Origin of the sequence: Streptomyces sp. NPDC046925 (genome assembly GCF_040644915.1) — a bacterium.
Taxonomy (GTDB): domain Bacteria; phylum Actinomycetota; class Actinomycetes; order Streptomycetales; family Streptomycetaceae; genus Streptomyces.
Genome location: NZ_JBEYWZ010000023.1, coordinates 43,140 through 67,531 on the forward strand (window position 1 = coordinate 43,140; position 24,392 = coordinate 67,531).

General features: G+C 70.2%; 19 protein-coding genes, 1 tRNA gene and 1 riboswitch. Of the genes, 3 read left to right on the forward strand and 17 right to left on the reverse strand.

Going from position 1 to position 24,392, the window contains the following annotated elements; all coding sequences use genetic code 11:
• Positions 1-118 precede the first annotated feature (118 nt).
• The 3 genes from ABZ906_RS44925 to ABZ906_RS44935 form a co-directional block, all read right to left on the reverse strand.
• Positions 119-1,036, reverse strand: a complete 918-nt coding sequence (locus ABZ906_RS44925) for a Bax inhibitor-1/YccA family protein (RefSeq protein ID WP_361199167.1) — start codon at positions 1,034-1,036, stop codon at positions 119-121.
• A 66-nt stretch (positions 1,037-1,102) separates the two neighbouring features.
• The gene (locus ABZ906_RS44930) at positions 1,103-2,515 is read right to left on the reverse strand and encodes an aromatic acid/H+ symport family MFS transporter (RefSeq protein WP_361393017.1); all 1,413 of its coding nucleotides are present in this window, start codon (positions 2,513-2,515) and stop codon (positions 1,103-1,105) included.
• Positions 2,516-2,583: 68 nt separating this feature from the next.
• Complete coding sequence (locus ABZ906_RS44935; RefSeq protein WP_361393019.1) at positions 2,584-3,762, reverse strand: 4-hydroxybenzoate 3-monooxygenase; 1,179 nt, start codon at positions 3,760-3,762, stop codon at positions 2,584-2,586.
• A 131-nt stretch (positions 3,763-3,893) separates the two neighbouring features.
• Here ABZ906_RS44935 and ABZ906_RS44940 point away from each other — a divergent pair, with 131 nt between their 5' ends.
• Positions 3,894-5,543: an IclR family transcriptional regulator C-terminal domain-containing protein gene (locus ABZ906_RS44940; RefSeq protein ID WP_361393021.1), complete on the forward strand. Its 1,650-nt coding sequence runs from the start codon at positions 3,894-3,896 to the stop codon at positions 5,541-5,543.
• A 29-nt stretch (positions 5,544-5,572) separates the two neighbouring features.
• Here the strand turns inward: ABZ906_RS44940 and ABZ906_RS44945 are convergent.
• Positions 5,573-5,655: transfer RNA gene (locus ABZ906_RS44945), tRNA-Leu, on the reverse strand.
• Positions 5,656-6,042: 387 nt separating this feature from the next.
• On the opposite strand from ABZ906_RS44945, the gene ABZ906_RS44950 reads away from it, so the two are divergent.
• Both ABZ906_RS44950 and ABZ906_RS44955 read left to right on the forward strand, forming a co-directional pair.
• Entirely contained in the window at positions 6,043-6,813 is a 771-nt protein-coding gene (locus tag ABZ906_RS44950; protein WP_361199155.1) for an ABC transporter ATP-binding protein, read from the forward strand.
• Positions 6,814-6,935: 122 nt separating this feature from the next.
• On the forward strand, positions 6,936-9,470 hold the full coding sequence (locus ABZ906_RS44955) for an FtsX-like permease family protein (protein WP_361393023.1): 2,535 nt from the start codon (positions 6,936-6,938) through the stop codon (positions 9,468-9,470).
• Positions 9,471-9,541: 71 nt separating this feature from the next.
• On the opposite strand, the gene ABZ906_RS44960 is transcribed toward ABZ906_RS44955, so the two are convergent.
• From ABZ906_RS44960 to ABZ906_RS45020, 13 genes are all read right to left on the reverse strand, one after another.
• Positions 9,542-10,849 (reverse strand): cyclopropane-fatty-acyl-phospholipid synthase family protein, encoded by a 1,308-nt coding sequence (locus ABZ906_RS44960; protein ID WP_361199149.1) that lies wholly within the window; start codon positions 10,847-10,849, stop codon positions 9,542-9,544.
• 202 nt (positions 10,850-11,051) lie between these two features.
• Positions 11,052-12,455 carry an NAD(P)/FAD-dependent oxidoreductase gene (locus ABZ906_RS44965; RefSeq protein WP_361199146.1) on the reverse strand — a complete coding sequence of 468 codons (1,404 nt, stop codon included), beginning with the start codon at positions 12,453-12,455 and terminating at the stop codon, positions 11,052-11,054.
• A 398-nt stretch (positions 12,456-12,853) separates the two neighbouring features.
• Complete coding sequence (locus ABZ906_RS44970) at positions 12,854-13,780, reverse strand: Ppx/GppA phosphatase family protein (RefSeq protein ID WP_361393025.1); 927 nt, start codon at positions 13,778-13,780, stop codon at positions 12,854-12,856.
• Positions 13,777-14,313, reverse strand: coding sequence for a DUF501 domain-containing protein (locus tag ABZ906_RS44975; RefSeq protein ID WP_361393027.1), 537 nt, complete (start codon positions 14,311-14,313; stop codon positions 13,777-13,779). The genes ABZ906_RS44970 and ABZ906_RS44975 overlap by 4 nt, the downstream gene beginning before the upstream one ends.
• Positions 14,314-14,432: 119 nt before the next feature.
• Positions 14,433-14,912 carry a septum formation initiator family protein gene (locus tag ABZ906_RS44980; protein ID WP_361199137.1) on the reverse strand — a complete coding sequence of 160 codons (480 nt, stop codon included), beginning with the start codon at positions 14,910-14,912 and terminating at the stop codon, positions 14,433-14,435.
• Between the two features lie 102 nt (positions 14,913-15,014).
• Positions 15,015-16,295 (reverse strand): phosphopyruvate hydratase, encoded by a 1,281-nt coding sequence (gene eno, locus ABZ906_RS44985; protein ID WP_361199134.1) that lies wholly within the window; start codon positions 16,293-16,295, stop codon positions 15,015-15,017.
• Positions 16,296-16,588: 293 nt separating this feature from the next.
• Positions 16,589-17,290, reverse strand: a complete 702-nt coding sequence (locus tag ABZ906_RS44990; protein ID WP_361393028.1) for a transglycosylase family protein — start codon at positions 17,288-17,290, stop codon at positions 16,589-16,591.
• 3 nt (positions 17,291-17,293) lie between these two features.
• Positions 17,294-17,486, reverse strand: a riboswitch (cyclic di-AMP (ydaO/yuaA leader).
• Positions 17,487-17,667: 181 nt separating this feature from the next.
• A complete protein-coding gene (locus tag ABZ906_RS44995) occupies positions 17,668-18,675 on the reverse strand; it encodes a transglycosylase family protein (RefSeq protein ID WP_361393030.1) in 1,008 nt (335 codons plus the stop codon).
• 136 nt (positions 18,676-18,811) lie between these two features.
• Positions 18,812-20,161, reverse strand: coding sequence for a cytochrome P450 (locus tag ABZ906_RS45000; protein WP_361393032.1), 1,350 nt, complete (start codon positions 20,159-20,161; stop codon positions 18,812-18,814).
• 76 nt (positions 20,162-20,237) lie between these two features.
• The gene (locus ABZ906_RS45005; protein ID WP_361393034.1) at positions 20,238-21,233 is read right to left on the reverse strand and encodes a nucleoside triphosphate pyrophosphohydrolase; all 996 of its coding nucleotides are present in this window, start codon (positions 21,231-21,233) and stop codon (positions 20,238-20,240) included.
• Between the two features lie 68 nt (positions 21,234-21,301).
• Complete coding sequence (locus tag ABZ906_RS45010) at positions 21,302-21,964, reverse strand: SurA N-terminal domain-containing protein (RefSeq protein WP_361393036.1); 663 nt, start codon at positions 21,962-21,964, stop codon at positions 21,302-21,304.
• A gap of 132 nt (positions 21,965-22,096) precedes the next feature.
• Entirely contained in the window at positions 22,097-23,632 is a 1,536-nt protein-coding gene (locus ABZ906_RS45015) for a serine/threonine-protein kinase (RefSeq protein ID WP_361199374.1), read from the reverse strand.
• A 47-nt stretch (positions 23,633-23,679) separates the two neighbouring features.
• Positions 23,680-24,392, reverse strand: a 713-nt coding sequence (locus ABZ906_RS45020) for a hypothetical protein (RefSeq protein ID WP_361393038.1), incomplete at its 5' end; no start/stop codon positions are given.

Genomic DNA, 24,392 nt, shown 5'->3' on the forward strand with positions numbered 1-24,392 from the left:
CTCCCCTGTCCCCTGACTCTCATCACGCGCACGGCGAATCACTCATACGCGAAGGGCCCCGCGGAACATGCGTTCCGCGGGGCCCTTCGGTGATTCGGCCTCAGGTGATTCAGCCGCGTCAGTCGTTGCCCTGAAGGATGGCGATCAGACGCAGGAACTCGAGGTAGATCCAGACGAGCGTCATCGTCAGACCGAAGGCCGCGAGCCAGGCCTCTTCCTTCGGGGCGCCGTACGCGATGCCGTCCTCGACCTGCTTGAAGTCCAGGGCCAGGAAGCACGCGCCGAGCAGGATGCCCACGATGCCGAAGACGATGCCGAGGCCGCCGCTGCGGAAGCCGAGGCCGTCACCGCCGCCGAAGACCATGAACAGCAGGTTCACGGCGGTAAGGAGCAGGAAGCCCATCGCCGCGGCCATCACGAAGCCGTAGAAGCGACGGTTGACGCGAATCCAGCCCGCCTTGTAGGCGATCAGGACACCGGCGAAGACGGCCATCGTGCCGAGCACGGCCTGCATGGCCGCGCCGTCCGCGATGCGGTTGTCGACGACGCTGGAGACGACGCCGAGGAAGACACCTTCCAGGGCGGCGTACGTCAGGATCAGCGCGGGCGATGCCTTGCGCTTGAAGGCCTGCACCAGGCCGAGCACCATCGCGACGAGGCCTGCGCCGATCGCGATGCCGTACGACTTGCCGATGTTGGCGTCGTCCACCGGCAGCAGCGCCCAGGCGAGGGCGGCCGTCACCAGGAGCGTGCCGAGTGTGGTGGCCGTACGCATGACGACGTCGTCCATCGTCATGCGGCCTGCGGTGGTTACGGGGGCCTGGGGCGCCCCGTACTGAAGGTCCTGCTGGGCGTACGGGTTCGTCGCGTACGGGTTGGCGGGGGCCTGCTGGCCCGCGGTCGCGTACGGATTGCCCTGCTGGGTCTGCGTCCCGCCCGCGGGTCCCCCGGCCTGCGGCTGCTGCTGGCCGAAGCCCGCGTAGCCGTTGTCGCGGCTGAACCCCCGTCGCGAGAAGACCGGGTTACTGCTCCTCATCTCACTCCTCCATGGCCACCGTGTGTGGCTTTGGCTCAAGAGTAATGCGTAGGCAAAAGGAAGACCCTAGTGCTTGGGGAGGATCTTTCCCTCCTTGTGACCAAGAACGCTCGGCCCGGTGCTCTCTGTTCCCGGTGAGGGCGCGGATGCTCCCTCGTCCGCGGGGGTGCGGCGGCTGCGCCGGACGAGTGGCACCAGCGAGATCGCGACGGCGCCGAGCACGGCGGCCACGGCGAACGTGGTGAATCCGAGGGACGCGTTTCCGCCGGAGACGACGGCGCCTCCCAGCCACGGGCCGACGACGGCGCCGGTGCGCCCGATGCCGGTGATCCAGCCGAGGCCGGTGGCGCGCTGGGCGGGCGTGTAGACCGAGGGGGCGGAGGCGTAGACCATGACCTGCGCCGAGAAGAGCCAGATGCCGGTGACGAAGACGACTCCGTACGCGACACCGAGCGGCAGCTCGGCCTTGAGCAGGAAGGTTCCGCAGGCGGTGAGCAGGAACCAGATCGCGGAGATCCGTACGCCGCCGAACTTGTCGGCGGCCCGGCCCGCGACCAGCATGCCGACGATGCCGCCCGCGTTGATCACCATGAGGAAGGTCACGGAGGAGGAGAGGGAGTAGCCGGAGGCGCGCATCAGCTCGGGGAGCCAGGTGGAGACCCCGTAGACGAGGAGGAGCCCGGCGAAGGACGCGATCCACAGGAGCGGGGTCGCCAGGCGCTGACCGGGGGTGAAGAGCGAGGCGACGGCGGCGAACCGTCCCTTGGCACCGGCCTCGGGGGCTTCGGCGCGCGTCGGGGACGGCAGGCAGTAGCGGGCGGCGACGGCTTCGGCCTCGCTCACCTTGCCCTTGGCGAGCAGCACGCCCGGCGATTCGGGCAGCCACTTCACCACGAGCGGGATGGCGACGACGGCGGGGATCACGCCCGCCCAGAAGACGACGCGCCAGCCGTGGTCGGGCCCGAGGCCGAGCCCGAGGCCCGTGGCCGCCATGCCGCCCGCGTGGTACGAGGTCATCATCAGGCCGGTGGCGAGCGCGGCCCTGCGCGGCGGCGCGAACTCGGCGACGATCGCGAGGCTGATCGGCATCAGACCGCCGAGCCCGAGCCCGGCGATGAAGCGGCCGCCGCCGAAGACGGCGGCGGTCGGCGCGAGGGCGCAGACCGCGGAGCCCAGGGAGAACAGCGCGACGCTGCCCGTCACCATCGGCTTGCGGCCGAGCCAGTCGGTGAGCGTGCCGCAGCCGAGGGCGCCGATCAGCATGCCGAAGGTGGTCCAGGAGCCGATGGTGCCCGCGGTCGACGGGGTGAAGCCGAAGCCCTTGTCGTCGATGAGGTGCGGCATCACGGCGCCGTAGATGTTGACGTCCATGCCGTCGAAGAAGACGACGAGCCAGCACAGGGCTATGACGGGGGCGACGGATCTGAAGGTCCGTTCGGGTGCGGCGCCTCGGGGAGCGGCGCCTTCGGGAGCGGTCACGGGATTCTCACTTCTTTGTGGGACCGGGCGGGGACGGGGGTGCGAGCGGGGGTTCGTGCGAGGGGAGTTCAGTCGAGCGGGAATCCGGTGTAGCTCTCGGCCAGGTCGGTCTCGGCCGAGCGTGCGGTGGTGATGCGGTCAAGGCGGGCGAGCTGGATGCGGTCGTCGAAGCCGGTGGCTTCGGGTGAGCGGTGCAGCATCGTGGTCATCGCGTACGAGAAGCGCTCGGCCTGCCACACGCGGCGCAGGCAGGTCTCCGAGTACGCCTCCAGGCGGGCGTCGGAGCCCGTCTCGCGGAGTTCGACGAGGGCGCGGGCGAAGGTGACGACGTCGCCGACGGCGAGGTTGAGGCCCTTGGCGCCGGTGGGCGGGACGATGTGGGCGGCGTCCCCGGCGAGGAAGACGCGTCCGTGCCGCATGGGCTCGTGGACGTGGCTGCGCATGGGGGTGACGGACTTGGCGGTTATGGGTCCGCGCTTCAGCGTCCAGGCGGGGTCGTCGGTCTCCAGGCGGCGGTCGAGCTCGTCCCAGATCTCCTCGTCGCCCCAGTCGGCGGCGTCGGTGTCCGCCGGGACCTGGAGGTACGCGCGCGTGACGGTGGGCGAGCGCATCGAAAGCAGCGCGAAACCGCGGTCGTGGCGGGCGTAGACCAGCTCGTCGTGCGAGGGCGGTACGTCGGCGAGGATGCCGAGCCAGCCGAAGGGGTACGTCCGCTCGAAGACCCGCGAGACATCGGCGGGCACGGCCTTGCGGGCCACGCCCCAGGAGCCGTCGCAGCCCACCACGTAGTCGCATTCGAGGACGTCCTCGCGGCCCTGGTGACGGAAGCGGACGCGGGGGTTCTCGGTCTCGGCGCCCTCCACGGCGAGCGCCTCGGCCTCGAAGAGCAGCGGGCCGCCCGCGGCGACCTGGAGGGCTATGAGGTCCTTGCAGACCTCGGTCTGGGCGTAGACCATCACGGACCTGCCGCCGGTCAGGGCGGGGAAGTCGACGCGGTGCCTGCGGCGGTCGAAGCGCAGCTCGATGCCGTCGTGCGGGATGCCCTCGCGGTCCATGCGCGCGGCGACGCCCGCCTCGCGCAGGACGTCGACGGTGCCCTGCTCCAGGATTCCGGCGCGCTGGCGCTGCTCCACATAGGCGCGGTCCCTGGTCTCCAGGACGACGGAATCGATGCCGGCGTTGTGCAGGAGGCGGGCGAGCAGCAGCCCCGCCGGTCCCGCTCCGATGATTCCGACGGTGGTACGCATCGGCCGCCCTCTCCCCTTGTTCGCCTGGTGAACTTTCGTTCATAATGTGTTGCACGGGAGTCTCCGACCGGACCCATCGGCTGTCAACGGTTCCGGAGCACCCGATTTCCACCCGTGCGAGGAGCAGCGCCATGCCGGAAGAGTCCGTACGCCCCCTGGAGCGCGGTCTCGCGGTCCTGCGCGCCCTCGCGGCCGCCGATCAGGTCAGAGCGGGCGACCTGGTGCGCGCGACCGGCCTGGCCCGCTCGACGGTGGACCGGGTCGTGGCGACCCTGGCCCGCATCGGCTACGTCCGCGAGCACGGCCAGGAACTGCGCCTCACGCCCCGCCTGATGGAGCTCGGCAACGCCTACCTCGCGGCGAGCGGCCTGAGCGGCGAGGTCGCGGCGCGCACCGCCCGGCTCGCGGACGAGCTGGACGAGTCGGTGTCCCTCGCGGTGCCGGACGGGGACGGCGTCCGCTTCGTCACGCAGGCCGCGCGGCGCCGCGCGATGTCGGTGGCCTTCCGCATCGGCGATCTGCTGCCCGCCGAGCGGTGCGCGCCGGGGGCGCTGTTCGCCGCCGAGTGGGACGAGGCCGCGTGGGCGGCGTGGCGGGGCCGGGTCGCCGCCGACCCCGGGGGCGAGGCCTTTCCCGCGCTGCCGCCGGGGCCCGCCGCCCCGCCGCCGGATCTCGCGGACCGCGTGGAGCGCTCGCGGGCGACGGGATGGGCCCTCGACGACCAGCTGATCGAACCGGGGCTCATCGCGACGGCGGTCCCGGTGCGCGACGCCGCGGGCCGCGTCCGGTACGCCCTGTCCGCGGTGAGCCACACCAGCAGGCACACGGCACAGGGCCTCGCGGAGCTCGTGCTGCCGCGACTGCGGGCGGAGGCCGCGCACCTGGAAGCCCTGCCCACGGCTCAACTACCGCACTATCAGACCGATGTGACGGCACCTCATGCCGACGGGGAAACCCTCCCGTACGAGCAGCCGGGTGACGCCAAGGCCGAGCTCGGACCCGGCTACCTCCAGTCGCTCGCCCGCGGCCTCGCCGTCCTGCGCGCCCTCGGCGGGGCCCGCGGCGACGGCCTCCCGCTCACCGCGATCGCCGAGGCCACCGGCCTGCCGCGGGCCACCGCACGCCGCTGCCTGCACACCCTGGTCCTGGAGGGGTACGCGGCGCACGACGGCCGCCTCTACCGCCCGCTCCCCCGCATCCTGGAGCTCGGCCACGCCCGTCTCTCCGGCCTCGGCTTCGCCGACATCGCCGAGCCGCATCTGCGCCAACTGACCGCCCGTGTCCACCAGTCGGCCTCGGTGACGGTGCTCGACGGCACGGACATCCTGTACGTGGCACGGGCGGCGACCACCCGTGTCATGAGCGTCTACATCACGCTCGGCACCCGCTTCCCCGCATACCCCACCGCCATGGGCCGGGTCCTGCTCGCGGGACTGCCGGAACAGGACCGCGCACGCCTCCTGAAGGCGGCACCGCCCCGCGCGCTCACCCGGCACACCGTCACCGACCCGGCGACCCTCGAACACCTCCTCGACCGGGCCGCCACCGACGGGTACGCCACCGCGGACGAGGAACTGGAGGAGGGCCTGCGCTCGGTCGCCGTACCCCTGAAGGACGCGCGAGGACGCGTGATCGCCGCCCTGAACGTGGCACAGCACGCGGGCACCGCGCCCCTGGAGGAGACCGTCGGGGCGCTGCTTCCCGCACTGCGCGGCACGGCGGCGGCGATCGAGGCGGATCTGCACACGGCGGCCCGCTTCAACGGCGTACCGATGCCGTAGCGGAAGTACCCTCGATGTCGCAGTGGAGGTGCCCGGAGCCGGACTTGAACCGGCACGCCCGCTAGGGGCAGCGAGGTTTAAGCTCGCCGTGTCTGCATTCCACCATCCGGGCAGGCAATGGGCTCCGCATCAGGTGATTCGACCCTATCGGGAGGCGTCCCCCGAACAGCGGAACAACAGCCCGATGTTGTCTTATTTTATTGACGTCTGAGGGTGCATCAGCCACCGGCCCGGCCCATCGGCACATGCCGCAGGCCCTTCCGCCGCTGTGCGGCCTCCGGTACGGAATGACGGAATTTAGCTGCCTCCGGGAACGTCGTCGGGTCACTGGCAGGTGGTACTCGTGTCAGGGGTCGAGGTCATCCCCAGGTATGACACACACGACTCGAGTCCGACTGGAGAGGGCCCCCGGAACCGGAACAGCGGCTGACTACACGGCGCTGATCCGCAAGGACGATGGAATACGTCCCCACTCGTCGTCCGACAGGAGCGCAGCCCCGTGACCACCACCCCCTTCGCCGCCCGCACCACCGCAGTGGCCGCGCGTGCCACGGATCTCTCCAAGGTGTACGGCCAGGGCGAGACCCAGGTGGTCGCCCTGGACCATGTCTCCGTCGACTTCGGGCAGGGCGAGTTCACCGCGATCATGGGCCCCTCGGGCTCCGGCAAGTCGACCCTGATGCACTGCGTCGCCGGGCTCGACAGCTTCAGCGGCGGTTCCGTACGGATCGGCGACACCGAGCTGTCCACCCTCAAGGACAAGCAGCTCACCAAGCTCCGCCGGGACAAGATCGGCTTCATCTTCCAGGCCTTCAACCTGCTGCCGACGCTGACGGCCCTGGAGAACATCACGCTGCCGATGGACATCGCGGGCCGCAAGCCGAACAAGCAGTGGCTGGAGCAGGTCATCTCCATGGTCGGCCTGGCCGGGCGGCTCTCCCACCGGCCCACCGAGCTCTCCGGCGGCCAGCAGCAGCGCGTCGCCGTGGCCCGCGCGCTCGCCTCGCAGCCCGACATCATCTTCGGCGACGAGCCGACCGGAAACCTGGACTCGCGCTCGGGCGCCGAGGTCCTGGGCTTCCTGCGGAACTCCGTGCGGGAGCTGGGGCAGACCGTCGTCATGGTCACGCACGACCCGGTGGCCGCGGCGTACGCGGACCGCGTGATCTTCCTGGCCGACGGGCGGATCGTCGACGAGATGCTGAACCCCACCGCCGAGGGCGTGCTCGACCGCATGAAGGACTTCGACGCCAAGGGCCGTACGAGCTAGGCGCTCCGCGCGTCGGCCGGATGTACCTGCGGGTACGTCGTGGCTTGTCGCGCAGTTCCCCGCGCCCCTTCGGGGCGCCCCCCCCCTGGCCCCCACCTCCTCTCTCCCAGGACTTGAACCCCATGTTCCGTACCGCCCTGCGCAACGTGCTCGCGCACAAGGCCAGGCTGCTCATGACCGTGCTCGCCGTCATGCTCGGCGTCGCCTTCGTCTCCGGCACCCTGGTCTTCACCGACACCTTCGGCAACGCCTACAAGAACAAGTCGGCCAAGAGCTTCGACCACGTCTCGGTCGCCATACAGCCCGAAGGCGGCTCCCCCTCCTTCTACGGGCCCAGCCAAGACGAGGAGGACGCCAAGAAGCCGCCGCGCCTGACCGACGCCCTCCTGAAGAAGTCGCAGAACCTGCCCGGCGCCGAATCGGCGATCGGCGGGGTCACGGGCTTCACGGCGGTCGCCGACAAGGACGGCAAGCTCGTCGGCGGGGAGTGGGGCACCAGCGGCGCCAACTACTACCCCGGCAAGGACGGCAAGGACCCCCGGTACGACTTCACCAAGGGCGCGGCCCCCAAGTCCGCCGGTGACATCGCCCTGGACTCCAAGACCGCCGAGCGCACCGGCTACAAGGTCGGCGACTCCCTGCGCTACTCCACCGACGGTCCGGTGAAGCAGGCGAAGATCAGCGGCATCTTCGACACCGAGGACGGCAGCGTCCTGGCGGGCGGCAGCCTGGTGGTGTTCGACAACGACACCGCGCGCACGGTCCTCGGCAAGAGCGAGTACGACGAGATCGACGTGAAGGCCGCCGCGGGCACCTCCGAGGCGGCGCTGAAGAGCTCGGTCGAGAAGATCCTGCCCAAGGACACGGACGCCGTCACCGGTGGTCAGCTCTCCGACGACCAGGACAAGATGATCGAGCAGCAGACCAGCTCGATGAGCCAGGTCCTGCTGATCTTCGCCGGTATCGCGCTGTTCGTCGGCATCTTCATCATCGCCAACACCTTCACCATGCTGGTCGCCCAGCGCACCAAGGAACTGGCCCTGATGCGCGCCGTCGGCGCCTCGCGCCGCCAGGTGACGCGCTCCGTGCTCATCGAGGCGTTCCTGGTGGGCCTGGTCGCCGCGGTGACCGGCTTCGCGCTCGGCATCGGCGTGGCCATGGGCCTGGAGTCCCTGATGAACGCCGGCGGCGCCTCGCTGCCCGACGGGCCGATCGTCATCGCTCCGACCACGATCGTCGTCGCCCTGGTCATCGGCGTCCTCGTGACCATGCTGGCCGCCTGGCTGCCGGGCCGCCGCGCCGCGAAGATCCCGCCGGTCGCCGCGATGAACAGCGTCCACTCGACGCCGACCACGCGCGGCCTCGTCGTCCGCAACACCATCGGCTCGATCATCGTCGCCCTCGGCACGATGCTGCTCTTCATGGACGACAACTACGTGATGGCCGCCGGTGCCGCCGTGATCCTGGTCGGCGTCATCGTCCTCACGCCGCTCCTGTCGCGCCCGTTCATCGCCGCGTCGGCCCCGCTCCTGAAGCCGTTCGGCGTCACGGGCAAGCTGTCCCGCCTCAACGCGGTGCGCAACCCCCGCCGCACGGCCTCCACCGCGTCGGCCCTGATGATCGGCCTGACCCTCATCACCGCGATGACGGTGATCGCGACCTCCATGAGCAGCGCCATCGACAAGATGGCCGCGGGCTCTCTGAAGGCCGACTACACCGTCTCCATGGCGAACTACCAGCCGCTGGCCCCCGAGGTCGCCCAGAAGCTCGCCAAGCTCCCTGACGTCGAGGCCAGCAGCCCGCTGCGCACGGCCTACGGCGAGGTCGACGGCTCGTACACCCAGGTGTCCGGCGTCGACGAGAAGGACTTCGGCAAGGTCGCGAGCCTCGAGTTCACCAGCGGCTCGCTCGCGGATCTCACGGGCAACTCCACGCTGGTCGACAAGAAGACCGCCGACAAGAAGGGCCTCAAGGCGGGCGACACCGTCCCGGTGAAGTTCGACGACGACAAGACGGCGAAGCTGAGGATCGCCGGTGTCTACCAGCAGAACGAGCTGATCAACGGCCTGTTCACGCCGCTCGCCGTCGTGAACCCGCACCTCTCAAAGATCACCGACGAGCAGGTCCTGGTGAAGATGAAGGGCGGCATGTCCGACCAGGCCGAGGACTCCATCGTCAAGGCCCTCGGCGACAACCCGGCGCTGAAGATCCAGGACAAGGACGCGATCAGCAACGAGTTCGGCGGCGCGATCAACATGATCCTGAACATGCTGTACGGGCTCCTCGCGATGGCCATCCTGATCGCGGTGCTCGGCGTCATCAACACCCTGGCCATGTCGGTCTTCGAGCGGAAGCACGAGATCGGCATGATGCGGGCCATCGGCCTCGACCGCGCGAAGGTCAAGCAGATGGTGCGCCTGGAGGCGGTCCTCATCTCCCTGTTCGGCGCGGTGCTCGGCATCGGTCTCGGCCTCTTCATGGGCTGGGCCGTGGGCAACAGCGTCGCCGACTCGGTGGCGACCTACACCATGGAGATCCCGGCGGGCCGCATCGCGATCTTCCTCGGGGTCGCGGCCCTTGTCGGTGTCCTCGCGGCGATGTGGCCGGCCCGCAGCGCGGCCAAGCTGAACCCGCTGATGGCGATCAAGGCCGAGTAGCACCTGACGGCAGGTGCACATGAGCGGGGCCCCGGACCTTCACCGTCCGGGGCCCCTTCACGTACGGACCACTACTGCTGCCAGGCGCGGGCCCGCAGCGGCATCCCGGAGGCGCCGGCCTCCGGGGTCTTCACCGCGAGGACCTGGTTGACGCCTATGCGGTTGCGCTCGAAGGCCAGCGCGGACGCCGCCATGTAGAGGCGCCAGATGCGGGCGCGGCCCGGCGAGGTGAGCCGCTGGCCCTCCTTCCAGCGGGCCTCCAGGTTGGCGACCCAGCGGCGCAGCGTGAGGGCGTAGTGCTCGCGGATCGCCTCCACGTCGCGCACCTCGAACCCGGCGCGCTCCAGGATGCCGACGGTGGACCCGAGGGGGGCCAGTTCGCCGCCCGGGAAGACATAGGCGTCGATGAAGTCGTCCACCGCGTACGCCGACTCATCGGCCTGCGGCCGCCGGGCGATCTGGTGGTTGAGGAGCCTGCCGCCGGGCTTGAGAAGGGCGTGCAGGTCGTGTGCGTACTCCAAGTACTGCTCGGCGCCGACGTGTTCGGCCATGCCGATGGAGGAGATGGCGTCGTACGGACCGTCGCGCACGTCGCGGTAGTCCTGGACGCGGATCTCGACCCGGTCGGTCAGGCCCTCCTCGGCGATGCGCTTCCTGGCGTACGCGGCCTGCTCGTGGGAGAGCGTGACGCCGACGACGGTGACGCCGTGCTCGCGCGCCGCGTGGATGGCCATGGAGCCCCAGCCGCAGCCGACGTCCAGGAGGCGCATGCCGGGCTTCAGGGCGAGCTTGCGGGCGATGAGCTCCAGCTTGTCGCGCTGGGCGTCTTCGAGGGTGGAGCCCGCCTCTTCACCGGCCTCCCAGTAGGCGCACGAGTAGACCATCGAGGGGCCGAGCACCAGCTCGTAGAAGTCGTTGCCCACGTCGTAGTGGTGGCTGATGGCCTGCTTGTCGCTGCCCTTGGTGTGCAGATGCAGTCGGCCGCGCCTGCGCATCTCCTCCTGCGGCGGGGGCGGCGGCAGGAAGGGCGCGGCGAGGCCGATCAGGGTGCGGGCGGCGGCGCGGAACCGCGGGTCGCGCAGGGACTCCCTGAGGCTCTTGGCGTCCTCGTCGCGCTCCCAGATGAACTCGGCGAGCAGGTCGAGCGCGGCGTACAGATCGCCCTCGACGTCCAGGTCCCCGGCCACCCAGGCGCGGGCCAGCCCCAGTTCGCCCGGCTTCCACATCAGGCGGCGCAGGGCGCGGCGATTGCGTATGACGAGGGTGGGGCCACCGGGCGGCCCTGCTTCGGAACCGTCCCAGGCGCGCAGACGTACGGGGAGCGGGGCTCCCAGCATTTGTTCGGCAAGGTGCTTCAGCCGCAGTGCGGCATCGGGCATGGTGCACACCTCCGTGACGGATATATCCCGGATAGGTTCGACACCACGTAAACACCAACCGCACGCTTGCGCAGTCCCGTTGTCGCGTCACGGATCGGCAAAATACATGTAGCCACCATGTATGCAGTCCGGAAAAACCCGAAGGGGCCGCCCGCACCACGGATGGCGGGCGGCCCCTTCGGGGCTGATCAGTGACCGGAGGTCAGGAGGCCTTGGCCTTCTCCTCGGACCCGGCGGCGACCGGCTCGGCCTTGGCCGCGGCGGGCTTCGGCGCGGGCTTGGCGGCCTCGTAGAACTCCTCGCGGGGAGTCTCCATGGCGCCGAGCGAGACGACCTCGCGCTTGAGGAAGACCGCGAGCGTCCAGTCCGCGAAGACCCGGATCTTGCGGTTGAACGTCGGCATCGCCATGCCGTGGTACGCGCGGTGCATGTACCAGGCCAGACGGCCCTTGAGCTTGATCTTCATCTTGCCCATGACGATCATCGCGACGCCCTTGTGCAGGCCGAGACCGGCGACCGCACCCTTGTTGGCGTGGCTGTACTCCTTCTGCGGGAAGCCCCGCATGCCGGAGATGACGTTGTCGCCGAGGACCTTGGCCTGACGCAGCGCGTGCTGGGCGTTCGGCGGGCACCAGGCGTTCTCGTTGCCTGCCTTGCGGCCGACCATGTCCGGCACCTGGGCGTTGTCGCCCGCGGCCCAGATGTAGTCGGTGCCCTGGACCTGGAGGGTCGTCTGGGTGTCCACGTGACCGCGGGGGCCGAGCGGCAGACCGAAGCGGGCGAGCGCCGGGTTCGGCTTGACGCCGGCGGTCCACACGATCGTGCTGGAGTCGACCTCCAGGCCGTTGTTGAGCACCACGTGGCCGTCCACGCAGGAGTCCATGCCGGTCTTGAGGTAGACCTCGACACCGCGGCCCTCGAGGTGCTCCTTGCCGTAAGCGCCGAGCTTCGGGCCGACCTCGGGGAGGATCTTGTCCGCGACGTCGACGAGCACGAAGCGCATGTCCTCGCGCTTCACGTTGTTGTAGTACTTGGCCGCGTCGCGGGCCATGTCCTCGACCTCACCGATGGTCTCCGCACCCGCGAAGCCACCGCCGACGAAGACGAAGGTCAGCGCCTTGCGGCGGACCTCCTCGTCCGTCGTGGAGTCAGCCTTGTCCAGCTGCTCGAGGACGTGGTTGCGCAGGCCGATGGCCTCCTCGATGCCCTTCATGCCGATGCCCTGCTCGGCGAGGCCGGGGATCGGGAAGGTGCGGGAGACCGCGCCCATCGCGATGACCAGGTAGTCGAAAGGCAGCTCGTACGCCTCGCCCACGAGGGGGGCGATCGTCGCGACCTTGCGGTCCTGATCGATGGTGGTGACGCGGCCGGTCAGAACTTCCGCCTTGGGCAGCACGCGTCGCAGCGGGACGACGACGTGCCGAGGCGAAATGCTGCCTGCGGCGGCTTCGGGGAGGAAGGGCTGGTAGGTCATGTACGACCGGGGGTCGACGACCGTGACGGTCGCCTCTCCGTAGCGCATCTTCTTGAGGATGCGCCGAGCTGCGTACAGGCCTACGTACCCACCGCCTACAACGAGGATCCTGGGACGCTCCGTGGTGCTCATGCCATCGAGTATCCACCTGCCCGAGGGGGGTCGCTCGTGCGCCCCTTCACAAGCATGGGTAGGCCCTCTGCTACACTTCGCCGCCCACGTGACACAGGCCATAGCGTCCCGGGGGAACCACGACACAACCCGAGACGTTGTGCACCCCTTGTGAGCTGCCGCTCTGGCCTCCGGGGCCCGGTGGACCACTCACCCGATTCACGCTCCGGACATACTCCCGAACCTTCACTGTCATGGGTCGCGAGGCCCTCAGGGGTCACATTCAGGGGCTCGGAGCCCCCGAATCTCGTCCAACCGAGCCGATTTCCTTGTGAAGAACTTCACGAAGTTTCCCGACAGGAAGTCGCCGGGGGGCCTTTCAGCCCCTCCGGCAGCCGCTCAGACGCTACATCACGCGCTCAGGCGATCGACCAGGCGATGCCGTCGAGGATGTCGTGCTCGCTGACGACGACCTCCCTGGCCCCGGTCCGGTCCATGATCGACAGGAGGACGAGCGCGCCCGACACGATGACGTCCACGCGGCCCGGATGCATGACGGGGATCGCGGCCCGCTCGTCGTGCGTGGCCCGGCTCAGCCGGTCGACGATCTCGCTGACCTGCTCGTACGAGACGCGGGAGTGGTGGATCGCCGCGGAGTCGTACGCGTCGAGGCCGAGGGCGATCGCGGCCACCGTGGTCACCGAGCCCGCGAGCCCGACCAGGGTGCGGGCCTCGCCGATCGGCACGGTCTGCTCGGCGAGGTCGAGCGCGGCCGTGATGTCCGCCCGCACGGCGTCGAGTTCGGCCGGCGCGGGCGGGTCGGTGCGGATGTGCCGCTCCGTCAGGCGCACACAGCCGACGTCTACGGAGCGGGCGGCGCGGACCCCGTCGTCGCCGACGACGAACTCCGTGGAGCCGCCGCCGATGTCCACGACGAGGTAGGGCTTGGCCAGGTGGTCGCTGCCCGTCAGCTCCTTCGTCGCGCCCGTGAAGGAGAACTCGGCCTCCTGGTCGCCGCTGATGACCTCCGGCTCGACGCCGAGGATGTCCAGGACCCCGCGGACGAAGTCGTCGCGGTTCTCCGCGTCGCGGGACGCGGAGGTCGCCACGAAGCGGAGGCGTTCGGCGCCGTGCTCCTTGATGATCCGCGCGTACTCGCGGCAGGCGGCGAAGGTCCGCTCCAGGGCCTCGGGGGCGAGGCGGCCCGTCTTGTCCACCCCCTGTCCCAGGCGGACGACGGTCATCCTGCGGTCCAGGTCGACCAGCTCACCGGTCCGCGGGTCCGCGTCCGCCACCAGGAGGCGGATGGAGTTCGTGCCGCAGTCGATGGCGGCCACGCGGGTCACTTGGCGGGCTCCTCGTCGGCGCACGGCGTGACGCACGGCCCCTTGGCCCACCACTCCGGGAGCATCGCGATCGCCTCGTCGCCCAGGGGGTTCACGCCGGGGCCCGCGGCCAGGGAGTGGCCGACCAGGACGTGCAGGCACTTCACGCGGTCCGGCATGCCGCCCGCGCTGGGGAAGCCCTCCAGGACCTCGATGGCGTCACGGCGCGCGATGTAGTCCTCGTGCGCCTTGCGGTACGCGGCGGCAAGCTCCGGGTCCGTCTTGAGCCGCTCCGACATCTCCTTCATGACGCCGTTGGCCTCGAGCGTGCCGATCGCGGAGGCGGCCCGCGGGCACGTCAGGTAGTACGTCGTCGGGAACGGCGTCCCGTCCGGCAGGCGCGGCGCCGTCTCGACGACGTCCGGCTGCCCGCACGGGCAGCGGTGGGCGATGGCCCGCAGGCCGCGCGGCGGACGGCCGAGCTGCTGCTTGAAGGCCTCGACGTCGGCGTCGGTGGGCTCGGTGCGCGGGGTGGTCGGCGGGGGCGTTTCCATGCCTGTCTTTCGATCGGTTCTCTACGAGAGGTGGGTTCTCTAGGAGAGGTGGGTTCTCTAGGAGAGGTGGGTTCTCTAGGAGAGGTGGGTTCTCTGCGAGAGGTACTGGTGGGAGAAGGTCAGTCCTCGTCCGGGCGGTCCGCCTTGTCGACGCCGTCCCAGACGTTGGAGTACCAGGGCCTGGCGGCCGCCCCCTGGTCGGAGCGCTGTTTGTTCGCCGCCGCGGGATCGATCACCGTATAGCCGGTCTCGCCCGGCATCACGTAGTGCAGGCGGTCCCGGATGCGCTGCTCCGCGTACGCGTCGTCCCGCCAGCGGGCCTTCTCGTCCCGCAGCTTCTCGACGTTCTCGCGGCGCTCGGCCTGCTCCTTGCGCTGCTCGGCGATCTCCTGGCGCTGGGAGACGTACTGCCTTATCGGATAGGCGAGCGCGACGACCAGCGAGCAGAGCACGAGCGCCAGGAGCGCGGCGCGTCCCGTGAGCCGGGAGCGGCGCGCCTGCCGTTTGGTCTGGGAGCGGTAGACACGCTCCGCGGTCTGCTCGCCGAGCAGCCGCAGCCTGGTCGCGGTGGAGAACCGGTCGCGGTCCTTCACGGCCATGTGTGCCGCCTCCCCGATACGTACGAACGTCCCCGCACACGGTACGGGACCGAGTACGGGGACGTACGTAACTACTCAGCGGTGCCGGAGCCCAGTAACAGCTCAGCCCTTGAAGCGGGGGAACGCCGAACGACCGGCGTAGACCGCGGCGTCGTCGAGGATCTCCTCGATGCGCAGGAGCTGGTTGTACTTGGCGACGCGCTCGGAGCGGGCCGGGGCGCCGGTCTTGATCTGGCCGCAGTTGGTGGCGACGGCGAGGTCGGCGATGGTGACGTCCTCGGTCTCGCCGGAGCGGTGCGACATCATGCACTTGAAGCCGCTGCGCTGGGCCATCTCGACGGCGTCGAGGGTCTCGGTCAGCGAGCCGATCTGGTTGACCTTCACCAGGAGGGCGTTCGCGGACTTCTCCTCGATGCCGCGGGCCAGGCGCTCGGGATTGGTGACGAACAGGTCGTCGCCCACGAGCTGGACCTTGTCGCCGAGCTTCTCGGTGATGACGTTCCAGCCGGCCCAGTCGTCCTCGAACAGCGGGTCCTCGATGGAGACGAGCGGGTACGAGGAGACGAGCTCCTCGTAGTACTCGGTCATCTCGGCGGCCGAGCGGTCCTTGCCCTCGAAGGAGTACGTGCCGTCCTTGTAGAACTCGGACGCGGCGACGTCGAGCGCGAGCGCGATCTGCTCGCCGGGGACGTAACCGGCCTGCTTGATGGCCTCGAGGATGAGGTCGAGCGCGGCGCGGTTGGAGTCGAGGTTCGGCGCGAAGCCGCCCTCGTCGCCCAGACCGGTGGACAGGCCCTTGTCCTTCAGGACCTTCTTCAGCGTGTGGTAGACCTCGGTGCCCCAGCGCAGGGCCTCGGAGAACGACTCGGCGCCGATCGGCGCGATCATGAACTCCTGGATGTCGACGTTCGAGTCGGCGTGCGACCCGCCGTTCAGGATGTTCATCATCGGAACGGGCAGCAGGTGCGCGTTCGGGCCGCCGAGGTAGCGGAAGAGCGGCAGGTCGGAGGCCTCAGACGCGGCGTGCGCGACGGCGAGCGAGACGCCGAGGATGGCGTTGGCGCCGAGCGAGCCCTTGTTGTCGGTGGCGTCGAGGTCGAACATCGCCTGGTCGATCAGGCGCTGCTCGGTGGCGTCGTACCCGACGAGCTCCGGGCCGATCTGCTCGATGACGGCGAGGACGGCCTTCTCGACGCCCTTGCCCTGGTAACGGTTGGGGTCACCGTCACGGAGTTCGATGGCCTCGAAAGCACCGGTGGACGCACCGGACGGAACGGCGGCACGACCCGTGCTGCCGTCGTCGAGGCCGACCTCGACCTCGACCGTGGGGTTGCCTCGGGAGTCCAGGATTTCCCGGGCTACGACGACGTCGATGGACGGCACGAGCATCTCCTTCTGGGATGTGACGCGAGTACGCGGGGCATCGGCCCCGCGGACACGAGCCTAACCGGCTCCCGGACAACAGCCAGCCGACCGCCCGTCCTGTGGACAAACCGAGAGCGAATTGTTTACGAACGGAACAAACATACCCCGCCCCCGGTGCGTACGGGGGATACGCGCACCGGGGGCGGGGAGTCTGCGGGGACGGGGGTGGCGCCCGTAGGGGCGCGGGGAACTGCGCGGCCAGCCACGGGACACCCGCAGACGATCAAGGTCCGCGAGGCGCCCCGCCAGAATCAGCTCAGGTGGAGCTGCTGGCCGGGGTAGATCATGTCGGCGTTGTCGATGATGTCGCCGTTGAGCTTGTACACCTTGTGCCAGCCGCCCTTGACCTTCTCGGCCTCGGCGATCTTGGAGAGGGTGTCACCCTTCTCGACCTTGTACTCGCCGTCACCCTTCTTGACCTTCTTGCCGGTCGGGGTCTCGACGGTCTTCTTGGACTCGGTCTTCGGGGCGGCCTTCGGAGCGGCCTGCTGCGGCTGCTCGGTCTGCGGGGTGGGCTGGCTCTTGGGCTGCTCCTGGGTCTGCTGCGGGGCGCTCTCCTGCGCACCGCCACCCTCGTTGGAGGCGCCCGAGAGGCCGACGCCGCAGCTCGGCCAGGCACCCTTGCCCTGACCCGCGAGAACCTTCTCGCCGATCTCTATCTGCTGGGCCTTGGAGGCCTTGTCGGCGCTGGGCGCGTACTTCGTGCCGCCGTACGCCGCCCAGGTGGACGACGAGAACTGCAGACCGCCGGTGTAGCCGTTACCGGTGTTGATCGACCAGTTGCCGCCGGACTCGCACTGGGCGACGGCGTCCCACTCGGAGTTCGTCGCGGCGGAGGCCTGGCCGGCCGCCATCAGCGGGGCTGCGACCGCGACACCGGTGACGCCGGCGAGCGTGGCGACACGGGTGGCCTTGGACGGGCGGCGGTGCTTGCCCTTGCTGGAAAACAGCATGAGTGATCCCCTCACCGACGCCTGCGAGGTGAGCTGTCGGGTTCGGGCCGATGAAGTTGCCCGGCCGCGCTTCCTTGAGCGCGACTTAACCCCTAGCCGTTCCTGACCGTCCCTCCGCATCGCTCTCGCGATGCCGAACGGCCGGGCCCGGCGGAAACCTTGGGTCCCCCGCTCCTGCCTACGGCGCTTACGCGACGACTGTTCCCGAACGGCCGTTGGCAGGACTCGGCGTACCGACCGGCGGGGCCCGCTGTGGCGAGCGGTCACGACCGTAGGCATGCCCCCGGCCGAATTCCAAAGACGATCAGGGCCTTTGAGACCCATGTCTCACTTGCGCCAATCTGGACATCAGACGCAAAGCGACTCGCCAACTACCCCTACTTTTCGCCCAAATCGAGGCTCTGACCGGGAAGGATGAGGTCGGGGTCGGAGCCGACCGACTGCTCGTTCTCGGCGTACAGCTCGGTCCACCCGCCCTTCACGTCGAGGTCGTCGGCGATGGTCCAGAGGTTGTCTCCGGAGCGGACCGTGTACGTCCCGTCGGAGCCGTCCTGCCGGCGCTCGTCGCCACGGGAGGCATGCCGGCCCGAACCTTCGCGGGAGGAGTCCTCCGCCGCCTCGTCGTCCGCGCTGCCGCCGCGGTGGCGGCCCTCGCCGTCACCGGCCGAGGGGGTGGGGTCGGACGAAGTGGCATCGTCACGGCCGGACTTGGCCGAGTCATCCGACTTGTCCGACTCGTCGTGATTCTTGTCTCGCGACTCGTCGTCGGCGCCGGACTCGCCCGACTCGCCCGACTCGCCGGAAGCCTTGTCCGACGACTTCTTCGAGGACTCGTCCGAAGGCTCGGCGCTGTCCGAGGGGTCGGCCGACTCGCTCGGCGACGCGCTCGGTTCGTCCGACCCCTTCGACCCGCCGGGCTTGGTCGACTCCGACGAATCCGAGGACTCCGTCGACTCGTCGGAAGGCACCGTCGTGATCGGCGCGCCCGGGTCGACCTCGGCGGCGGCGCCGCCCTGCGTGAGACCGGCGACCGGGGCGCAGCTCGGCCAGGCCTTGGGGCCCTGGTCGTCAAGAACCGCCTCGGCGACGGATATCTGCTGCGAGCGGCTGGCCTGATCGGCGCTCGGGGCGAAGTCGAGGCCGCCGTAGTTCTCCCAGACCTCCTGCGAGAGCTGGAGCCCGCCGTAGTACCCGTTGCCCGCGTCCGCGCTCCAGGATCCGCCGCTCTCGCACTCCGCGAGCTTGTCCCACGTGGCGGTGTCCGCCGCGCTCGCGCTGGTGGCGCCGAGCAGCGGGATGGCGATCGCCGATCCTGCGACTCCTGCCGCGACGATCAGGGCCGGGGCCTGGCGGGGGCGTCGGTGACGACCATTGCCGGAGAGCATGCGGTTGCCTTTCGCGTGACTGGAGCGACGACTGCGGCACGGGAGGCCGAGTCGTCGGTGAACGTAGCGGCAGTCGAACGCTTGTCACAAGTCGATGCAGCGGAGATCACGTGAAAGTCACAGTCTTGACGGCATGTCAGCTGGACGGTGTCCCGGGCGTCTGATATTTGCTCCGCTGTGCGGGTGCGAACTCCACGGGCAGGGTGCGGAGTCCACGCATGATGAGCCCGCCACGCCACCTCAAATCACCAGGTTCCGCCGCTAGTCGCAGGTCAGGAAGGCGCCGCAGCAGGGTCGCGAGGGCGGTCTGCCCTTCGAGCCTGGCGAGCGGAGCACCGAGACAGTAATGAATGCCATGGCCGTAGCCGAGGTGCTGGTTGTCGCGGCGGGAGAGGTCGAGCGTGTCCGGATACCGGAATCGTTCCGGGTCGCGATCGGCGGCGGCAAGGACGACGAGGACGGGGTCTCCGGTGGCGATCTCCTCCCCGCCGACGGTCAGCGGCTCGGTGGCGTACCGCCAGGTGGCCAGTTCGACGGGCCCGTCGAAACGGAGGAGTTCCTCAAGGCCTGTCTCCAGGAGGCCGGTGTCCCCGTCCCCGAGGGAGGCCTGGAGCCGCTCGCGCTGCTCGGGGTGGGTGAGGAGGGCGAAGGTGCCGTTGCCGATGAGATTGACGGTGGTCTCGAAGCCGGCGAAAAGCAGGATGAAGGCCATCGCGGCGGCCTCGTTCTCCGTGAGGTGCTCGCCGTGGTCGGAGGCGCGGATGAGCCCGGAGATGAGGTCGTCGCCGGGTTCGAGGCGCTTGCGGTGGATCAGCTCGGCGAGGTAGCCGCGCATCTTCTTCACGGACCGGGCGACCCCGCCCCTCGGCCCTCCGCCGTGACGGATCATCATCCCCGCCCAGTCGCGGAAGTCGTCCTGGTCCTCGCGGGGCACCCCGAGCAGGTCGCAGATGGCGTAGATGGGGAGCGGGAAGGCGAAGTCGTGGATGAGGTCGGCCTCCCCCTTCTCCGCGAACCGGTCGATGAGGTCGTCGGTCAGCTCCTGCACGCGGGGCGCGAACTCGGCGACGCGGCGGGGAGTGAAGGCCTTGGAGACGAGGCGTCGCAGCCGGGTGTGGTCCGGCGGGTCGATGTTGAGCAGGTGCGTCATGAGGTTCGCACTGCGCTCGCCGGGGATGCCGGTCTTGCTCTTCCCATGCGAGGGCTCGCCGTGATGCGCCGGGTTCTTGCTCAGCCGCGGGTCGGCAAGCGCCTGCTTGGCATCGCCGTACCGGGTGACCAGCCAGGCCTCCACACCGCTGGGCAGCCGGGTCTTGCGCACGGGGGCGTGCTCGCGGAGCCAGGCGTAGGCGGGGTAGGGGTCGGTGGCGAACTCCCACGAGAAGAGTTCGGGTACTGGCCCCTCGGCCTCGGGCGTGAGGTGGTGCGCCCCTGCGGGGCAGGCTGCGGGGGTGTCCCCGGCGGGGGCGGGGGGCTGGTCTGGCATGGTGACGACGTTATCCGGCTTTCTACTGGCCCCTGGGCCCTGGTTGCCGTCATCACCGGCTTCGCCGAGTTCGTCCTCAAACGCCGGACGGGCTGGAACCCCCCTCGGCCGCCAGCACCGCGTCCCGGTAAGCCCGCGCCGCCGCCCGCAGTGCTGCCTCCGGGTCCGTGCCCTCCGACTCTGCTCGCAGGGCCAGTGCCAGGAGGTCGTAGCCGATGCCCTCTCCGGAGGGGGCGGGGACGTCCAGGCCCGCTGTCCGTACCCGTGAGGCCAGTTTCGCGGCGAGGGCCAGGCCCGGCTGGCCCAGCGGGATGCCCTCCGTCACGGACGTGCGCTGCTTCTCCTGCGCCTTCATGCGCAGCCAGTTCGCCTTCACGTCCTCCGGGGTGTCCGCCGAGCCGTCGCCGAAGATGTGCGGGTGGCGGTGGATCAGCTTCTCGACGATCGTGCCCGCCACGTCGTCCACCGAGAAGGGGGCGTCCTCGTCGTCCTCCGCGATGCGGGAGTGGAAGACCACCTGGAGCAGGACGTCGCCGAGCTCCTCCCGCAGTTCCTCCCGGTCGCCCTCCTCGATCGCCTCGACCAGTTCGTACGCCTCCTCGATCGCGTACTTCGTCAGGCCCTTGTGCGTCTGCTGGGACGACCACGGGCACTCGATCCGGATCTGGTCCATGACCTGGACGAGATCGAGGAGCCGCGCGCCCGGCAGGTCGTACGACGCCGGGAGCAGTTCCAGGTCCGGCATGGACACGCGACCCGAGCCGGCGAGCCTCGCCAGGCCGTCCGTCAGGGCGCTGTCGCCCTCGGCGGTGGCGATCACCAGGACCGTGCGCCCGCCCGCGCAGGCGTCCACCAGGTCCTGTGCCGTGGGAGATACCTGCTCCACATGCACGCCCGCCTCGCGCAGGTACGGCAGCTGGGGGTGCGTGGCATCGCCGCACAGGACCTCGTCCGCCCCGTGCAGGGCCTGCCACGCGGGCCAGGAGAGGAGACCGGGGGCCACCCGGTGGCTGGTCGTGAACAGGATGACGCGGCCGGGAGAGCCGGCCGGGGGCGTGGTTTCGTTCGTCACCCGTCGAACGTAACCCACGCCGCCGACAGCGCCTCCGCCTGATCGTTACGCCTGCTGCGGCCTGGCCGCTACGCCTGCTGCGGCTTTGCCGCGCCGCCCCCGGACACCTCGCGCACCCACGGCGTCTTCGCGTCCGCGCGCTGGCTCTTCTTCACGTCCCACTTGCCGTAGCGCGGGTTCAGGTCCACGTCCAGCTTCTTGGAGGCCTTGGAGAGCGCCTTCCAGAAGAGCGCCTGGCCCTCGGGGGCGTTCATGTCCGCGCCCAGTTTCTTCGCCAGCTTCTGGGCCTCGATCTCCGTACGGAGGCTGTCGTCGAGGCGGGACGGGGCGACGCTGTACTGCTGGAGCCAGCCCTGTTCGAGGGCCTTCTTGCCGCCCTGCTGCTGTTCGAGGCCCGACCGCAGGGTCTGGATCTCGCGGCGCGAGACGTTGACGCCCTCGTCGGCCGCCGCGCGGTGCAGGACCTTGTCCAGGACCATCGTGTGCAGCGTGCTGCGGGTGAGACCGCCGGTCTTGGCGATGGCCTGCTCGTACTGCTCGCCCGGGATCGCGGCGCGCTGCGCGTCGCGCACCTCGTTCACCCGGCTCTCCAGCTGCGAGACCGTGATCCGGTCGCCGCCCACGACGGCCGCGGCGCCCGGATGGGCCTCGCTGCCGCAGGCGGTGAGGAGCGGAGCCGCGGCGACGGCTGCGGCGGAGAGAACGAGCGCGGTACGACGGCGGCGGTGCAAGTGAGCCTCCCGGTCGAGAGATTGTGCGGCGGTGCACAAAGTCTTGCGGTGATCGATGTTAAGGAGTGGCCGGTCTCTCGGCCACCTATTCGACCAACGATTCTCGGAGAGTTGGGGCACCCCCGGCCCTCGCTAACCGCGTACTTGCCCCAGCCACTGCAACGTACGCCTGATCTCCGCCGGAAACGGATGCCCGACCCCGTGCATCCGCTCGGCGTCCATCAGCAGCCGCGCCAGCGTGTCGTGCGCTGCGGCGCGGTCGCCCAGGGCGAGCAGCAAGTGGCCGATGCGGCGGCGGATGTCGAGGGGGCGTTCGCGGTCGTCGGATGCGTAGCGGTTCTCGTAATAAGGGAGGAGTGCCCGGTACTCCGCGAGGGCCGATGCCGGTTCGCCGAGCTGTTCGAGGCACTGGGCGGCCTCGTAGCGGAACTGGAGCGAGTGCGGGTCGGCCTGGCCCGACTCGGCGGCGCGCTCGTCGGCGAGGCGGCGCAGTTCGGGCAGGGCGCGGCGGTACTGGCCGTCGTCCATGAGGGTCGCCGCGTACTGCTTGCGCAGGGAGCGGACCACCGGGGAGTGCTCGCCGTGCTTGGCGGCGGCCGCGGGCAGGATCGAGCCGAGGATGTCCACGGCCTGGGTGATGCGGCCCTCGCCGAGCAGCCGCTTGACCTCGTCGACGGCACGGACGACGTCCGTCTGGCTGCCGGGGCCGCCGGAACCCCGGAGCTGGTCGGGCCGGTCCGGCTGGATGTCGGGGGCCGGCGCGGGTGTCGTCGCGCGGTCGGGCCACGGTGCGTGCGGGCGCAGGAAGGGGCGGGTCGGGTCGAGCGGGCTGCCGGTGGGGATGCCGCGCGCGGGCAGGAGCGGCGCCAGTTCCTCGTAGACCTCCTGGGCGCTGCCGTGCCGGTGCTGGGGGTCCTTGGCGAGGAGGCGGAGCACCAGGGCTTCGAGGGCTTCGGGGACCTCGGGGCGCAGGCGGCGGACGGGCACGGGCGGTTCGTAGAGGTGGCGGTGCAGGACGCCCAGCGCGGTGGAGCCGGAGAACGGCACGTCGCCGCTGAGGAGTTCGTGCAGCAGGACGCCGAGGGCGTAGAGGTCGGTGTACGGGCCGACGGCGCCGCCCATCGCCTGCTCGGGTGCCATGTACGCCGGGCTGCCGATGGGCGATCCGGTGTGCGTGAGGCGGGTGGTGTCGGTGTCCATGACCGAGGCGATACCCAGGTCGAGGATGGAGACCGTGCCGTCCTGCTTGACCATCACGTTCCGCGGCTTGAGGTCGCGGTGCACGATCGGCACAGCGTGCACCGCGGAGAGCACGGCGCACAGTTGCGCGGCGATCGCGACGGCCCACTGCCACGGGTAGGGGTCGTGCTCGGCGAGGTGGTCGCCGAGGTCCGCGCCGTCCACGTACTGCATGACGAGGTAGAGGTCCTCGCCCTCCGTGCCCGCGTCGTGGACCGTGACGAGGCCGGGGTGGTCGACCTGTGCGGTGACGCGGCACTCGCGCACGAAGCGGCGGCGCAGCTCGTCGGCCTCGGCGCCCGCGACCCGGTCGGGGCGCAGGAGCTTGACCGCGACGCGGCGGTCGAGGCGCTGGTCGTACGCCGTCCAGACCTGGCCCATGCCGCCCTGGCCGATGAGCGCGGAGAGTTCGTAGCGCCCGGCGACCACGCGGCCGCCACGGCCGCCCGTTCCCGGTGACGTCCCCGGTGTCACGTTCAGTTGCCGCCTTCCTGCTTGCGCAGGTAGTCGCTGAGCTCGTCGAGCTCGGCCTGTACTTGGTGGATGCGGGCCGGTGCGGGACGCGTGGGCGGGGGCGGCGTCTGCTGGACCGGCGGCTGCTGGACCGGTGTCTGGTGCGGCAGCTGCGTGTGCTGGAGGTGGACGGGGGCCTGGCCCTGCTGCTGCGGATAGCCGTAGGCGGGCTGCGTCTGGGCGTAGCTCGGGTACTGCGGCTGTCGGTACCGGTTGAAGTACCGGATGTCCGCGAAGAGGTAGTAGATGACCGCGGCCAGCATCGTCGTCAGGAGGATCACCATCCCCGCGTTGCCGGGCCCCTGGAAGTCCTCCTCGCCCGGGTCGACGGCGACGAGCACCAGAGCCACCACGTCGAGCGCGGACACGAGCGCGAAGAGGAACCAGTCGTGGGGCTTGCGCGTGACGAGCGCGAGCCGCAGCATCGGCGCCCAGGCCGCGAGCCCGCACGTCACGACGGCGAGGACCACGAACAGCACGCGCAGCGTCACATGGGTGCCGCCGGAGGTCGGCGGCGGTTGCTGCGGCGCGTAGCCGTGGCCGTGCATGGCTGCTCCTGGTGCCTGATGCGGCCGTGCGTTCCCCCGGGGGAACGGGTCGATCCGGTCCAGGCCCGGCGGTGCGAATCGGACGCCGTCGCCCAGCAGCACCGGCAGCACGTACACCAGGATCTCGT

Excerpts from the sequence above, each read along its gene's own strand:
- ABZ906_RS44925 (WP_361199167.1), bottom strand. The coding sequence starts at position 1,036 with ATGAGGAGCAGTAACCCGGTCTTCTCGCGACGGGGGTTCAGCCGCGAC.
- ABZ906_RS44935 (WP_361393019.1), bottom strand. The coding sequence starts at position 3,762 with ATGCGTACCACCGTCGGAATCATCGGAGCGGGACCGGCGGGGCTGCTG.
- ABZ906_RS44940 (WP_361393021.1), top strand. The coding sequence starts at position 3,894 with ATGCCGGAAGAGTCCGTACGCCCCCTGGAGCGCGGTCTCGCGGTCCTG.
- ABZ906_RS44955 (WP_361393023.1), top strand. The coding sequence starts at position 6,936 with ATGTTCCGTACCGCCCTGCGCAACGTGCTCGCGCACAAGGCCAGGCTG.
- ABZ906_RS44960 (WP_361199149.1), bottom strand. The coding sequence starts at position 10,849 with ATGCCCGATGCCGCACTGCGGCTGAAGCACCTTGCCGAACAAATGCTG.
- ABZ906_RS44965 (WP_361199146.1), bottom strand. The coding sequence starts at position 12,455 with ATGAGCACCACGGAGCGTCCCAGGATCCTCGTTGTAGGCGGTGGGTAC.
- ABZ906_RS44975 (WP_361393027.1), bottom strand. The coding sequence starts at position 14,313 with ATGGAAACGCCCCCGCCGACCACCCCGCGCACCGAGCCCACCGACGCC.
- ABZ906_RS44980 (WP_361199137.1), bottom strand. The coding sequence starts at position 14,912 with ATGGCCGTGAAGGACCGCGACCGGTTCTCCACCGCGACCAGGCTGCGG.
- ABZ906_RS44990 (WP_361393028.1), bottom strand. The coding sequence starts at position 17,290 with ATGCTGTTTTCCAGCAAGGGCAAGCACCGCCGCCCGTCCAAGGCCACC.
- ABZ906_RS44995 (WP_361393030.1), bottom strand. The coding sequence starts at position 18,675 with ATGCTCTCCGGCAATGGTCGTCACCGACGCCCCCGCCAGGCCCCGGCC.
- ABZ906_RS45000 (WP_361393032.1), bottom strand. The coding sequence starts at position 20,161 with ATGCCAGACCAGCCCCCCGCCCCCGCCGGGGACACCCCCGCAGCCTGC.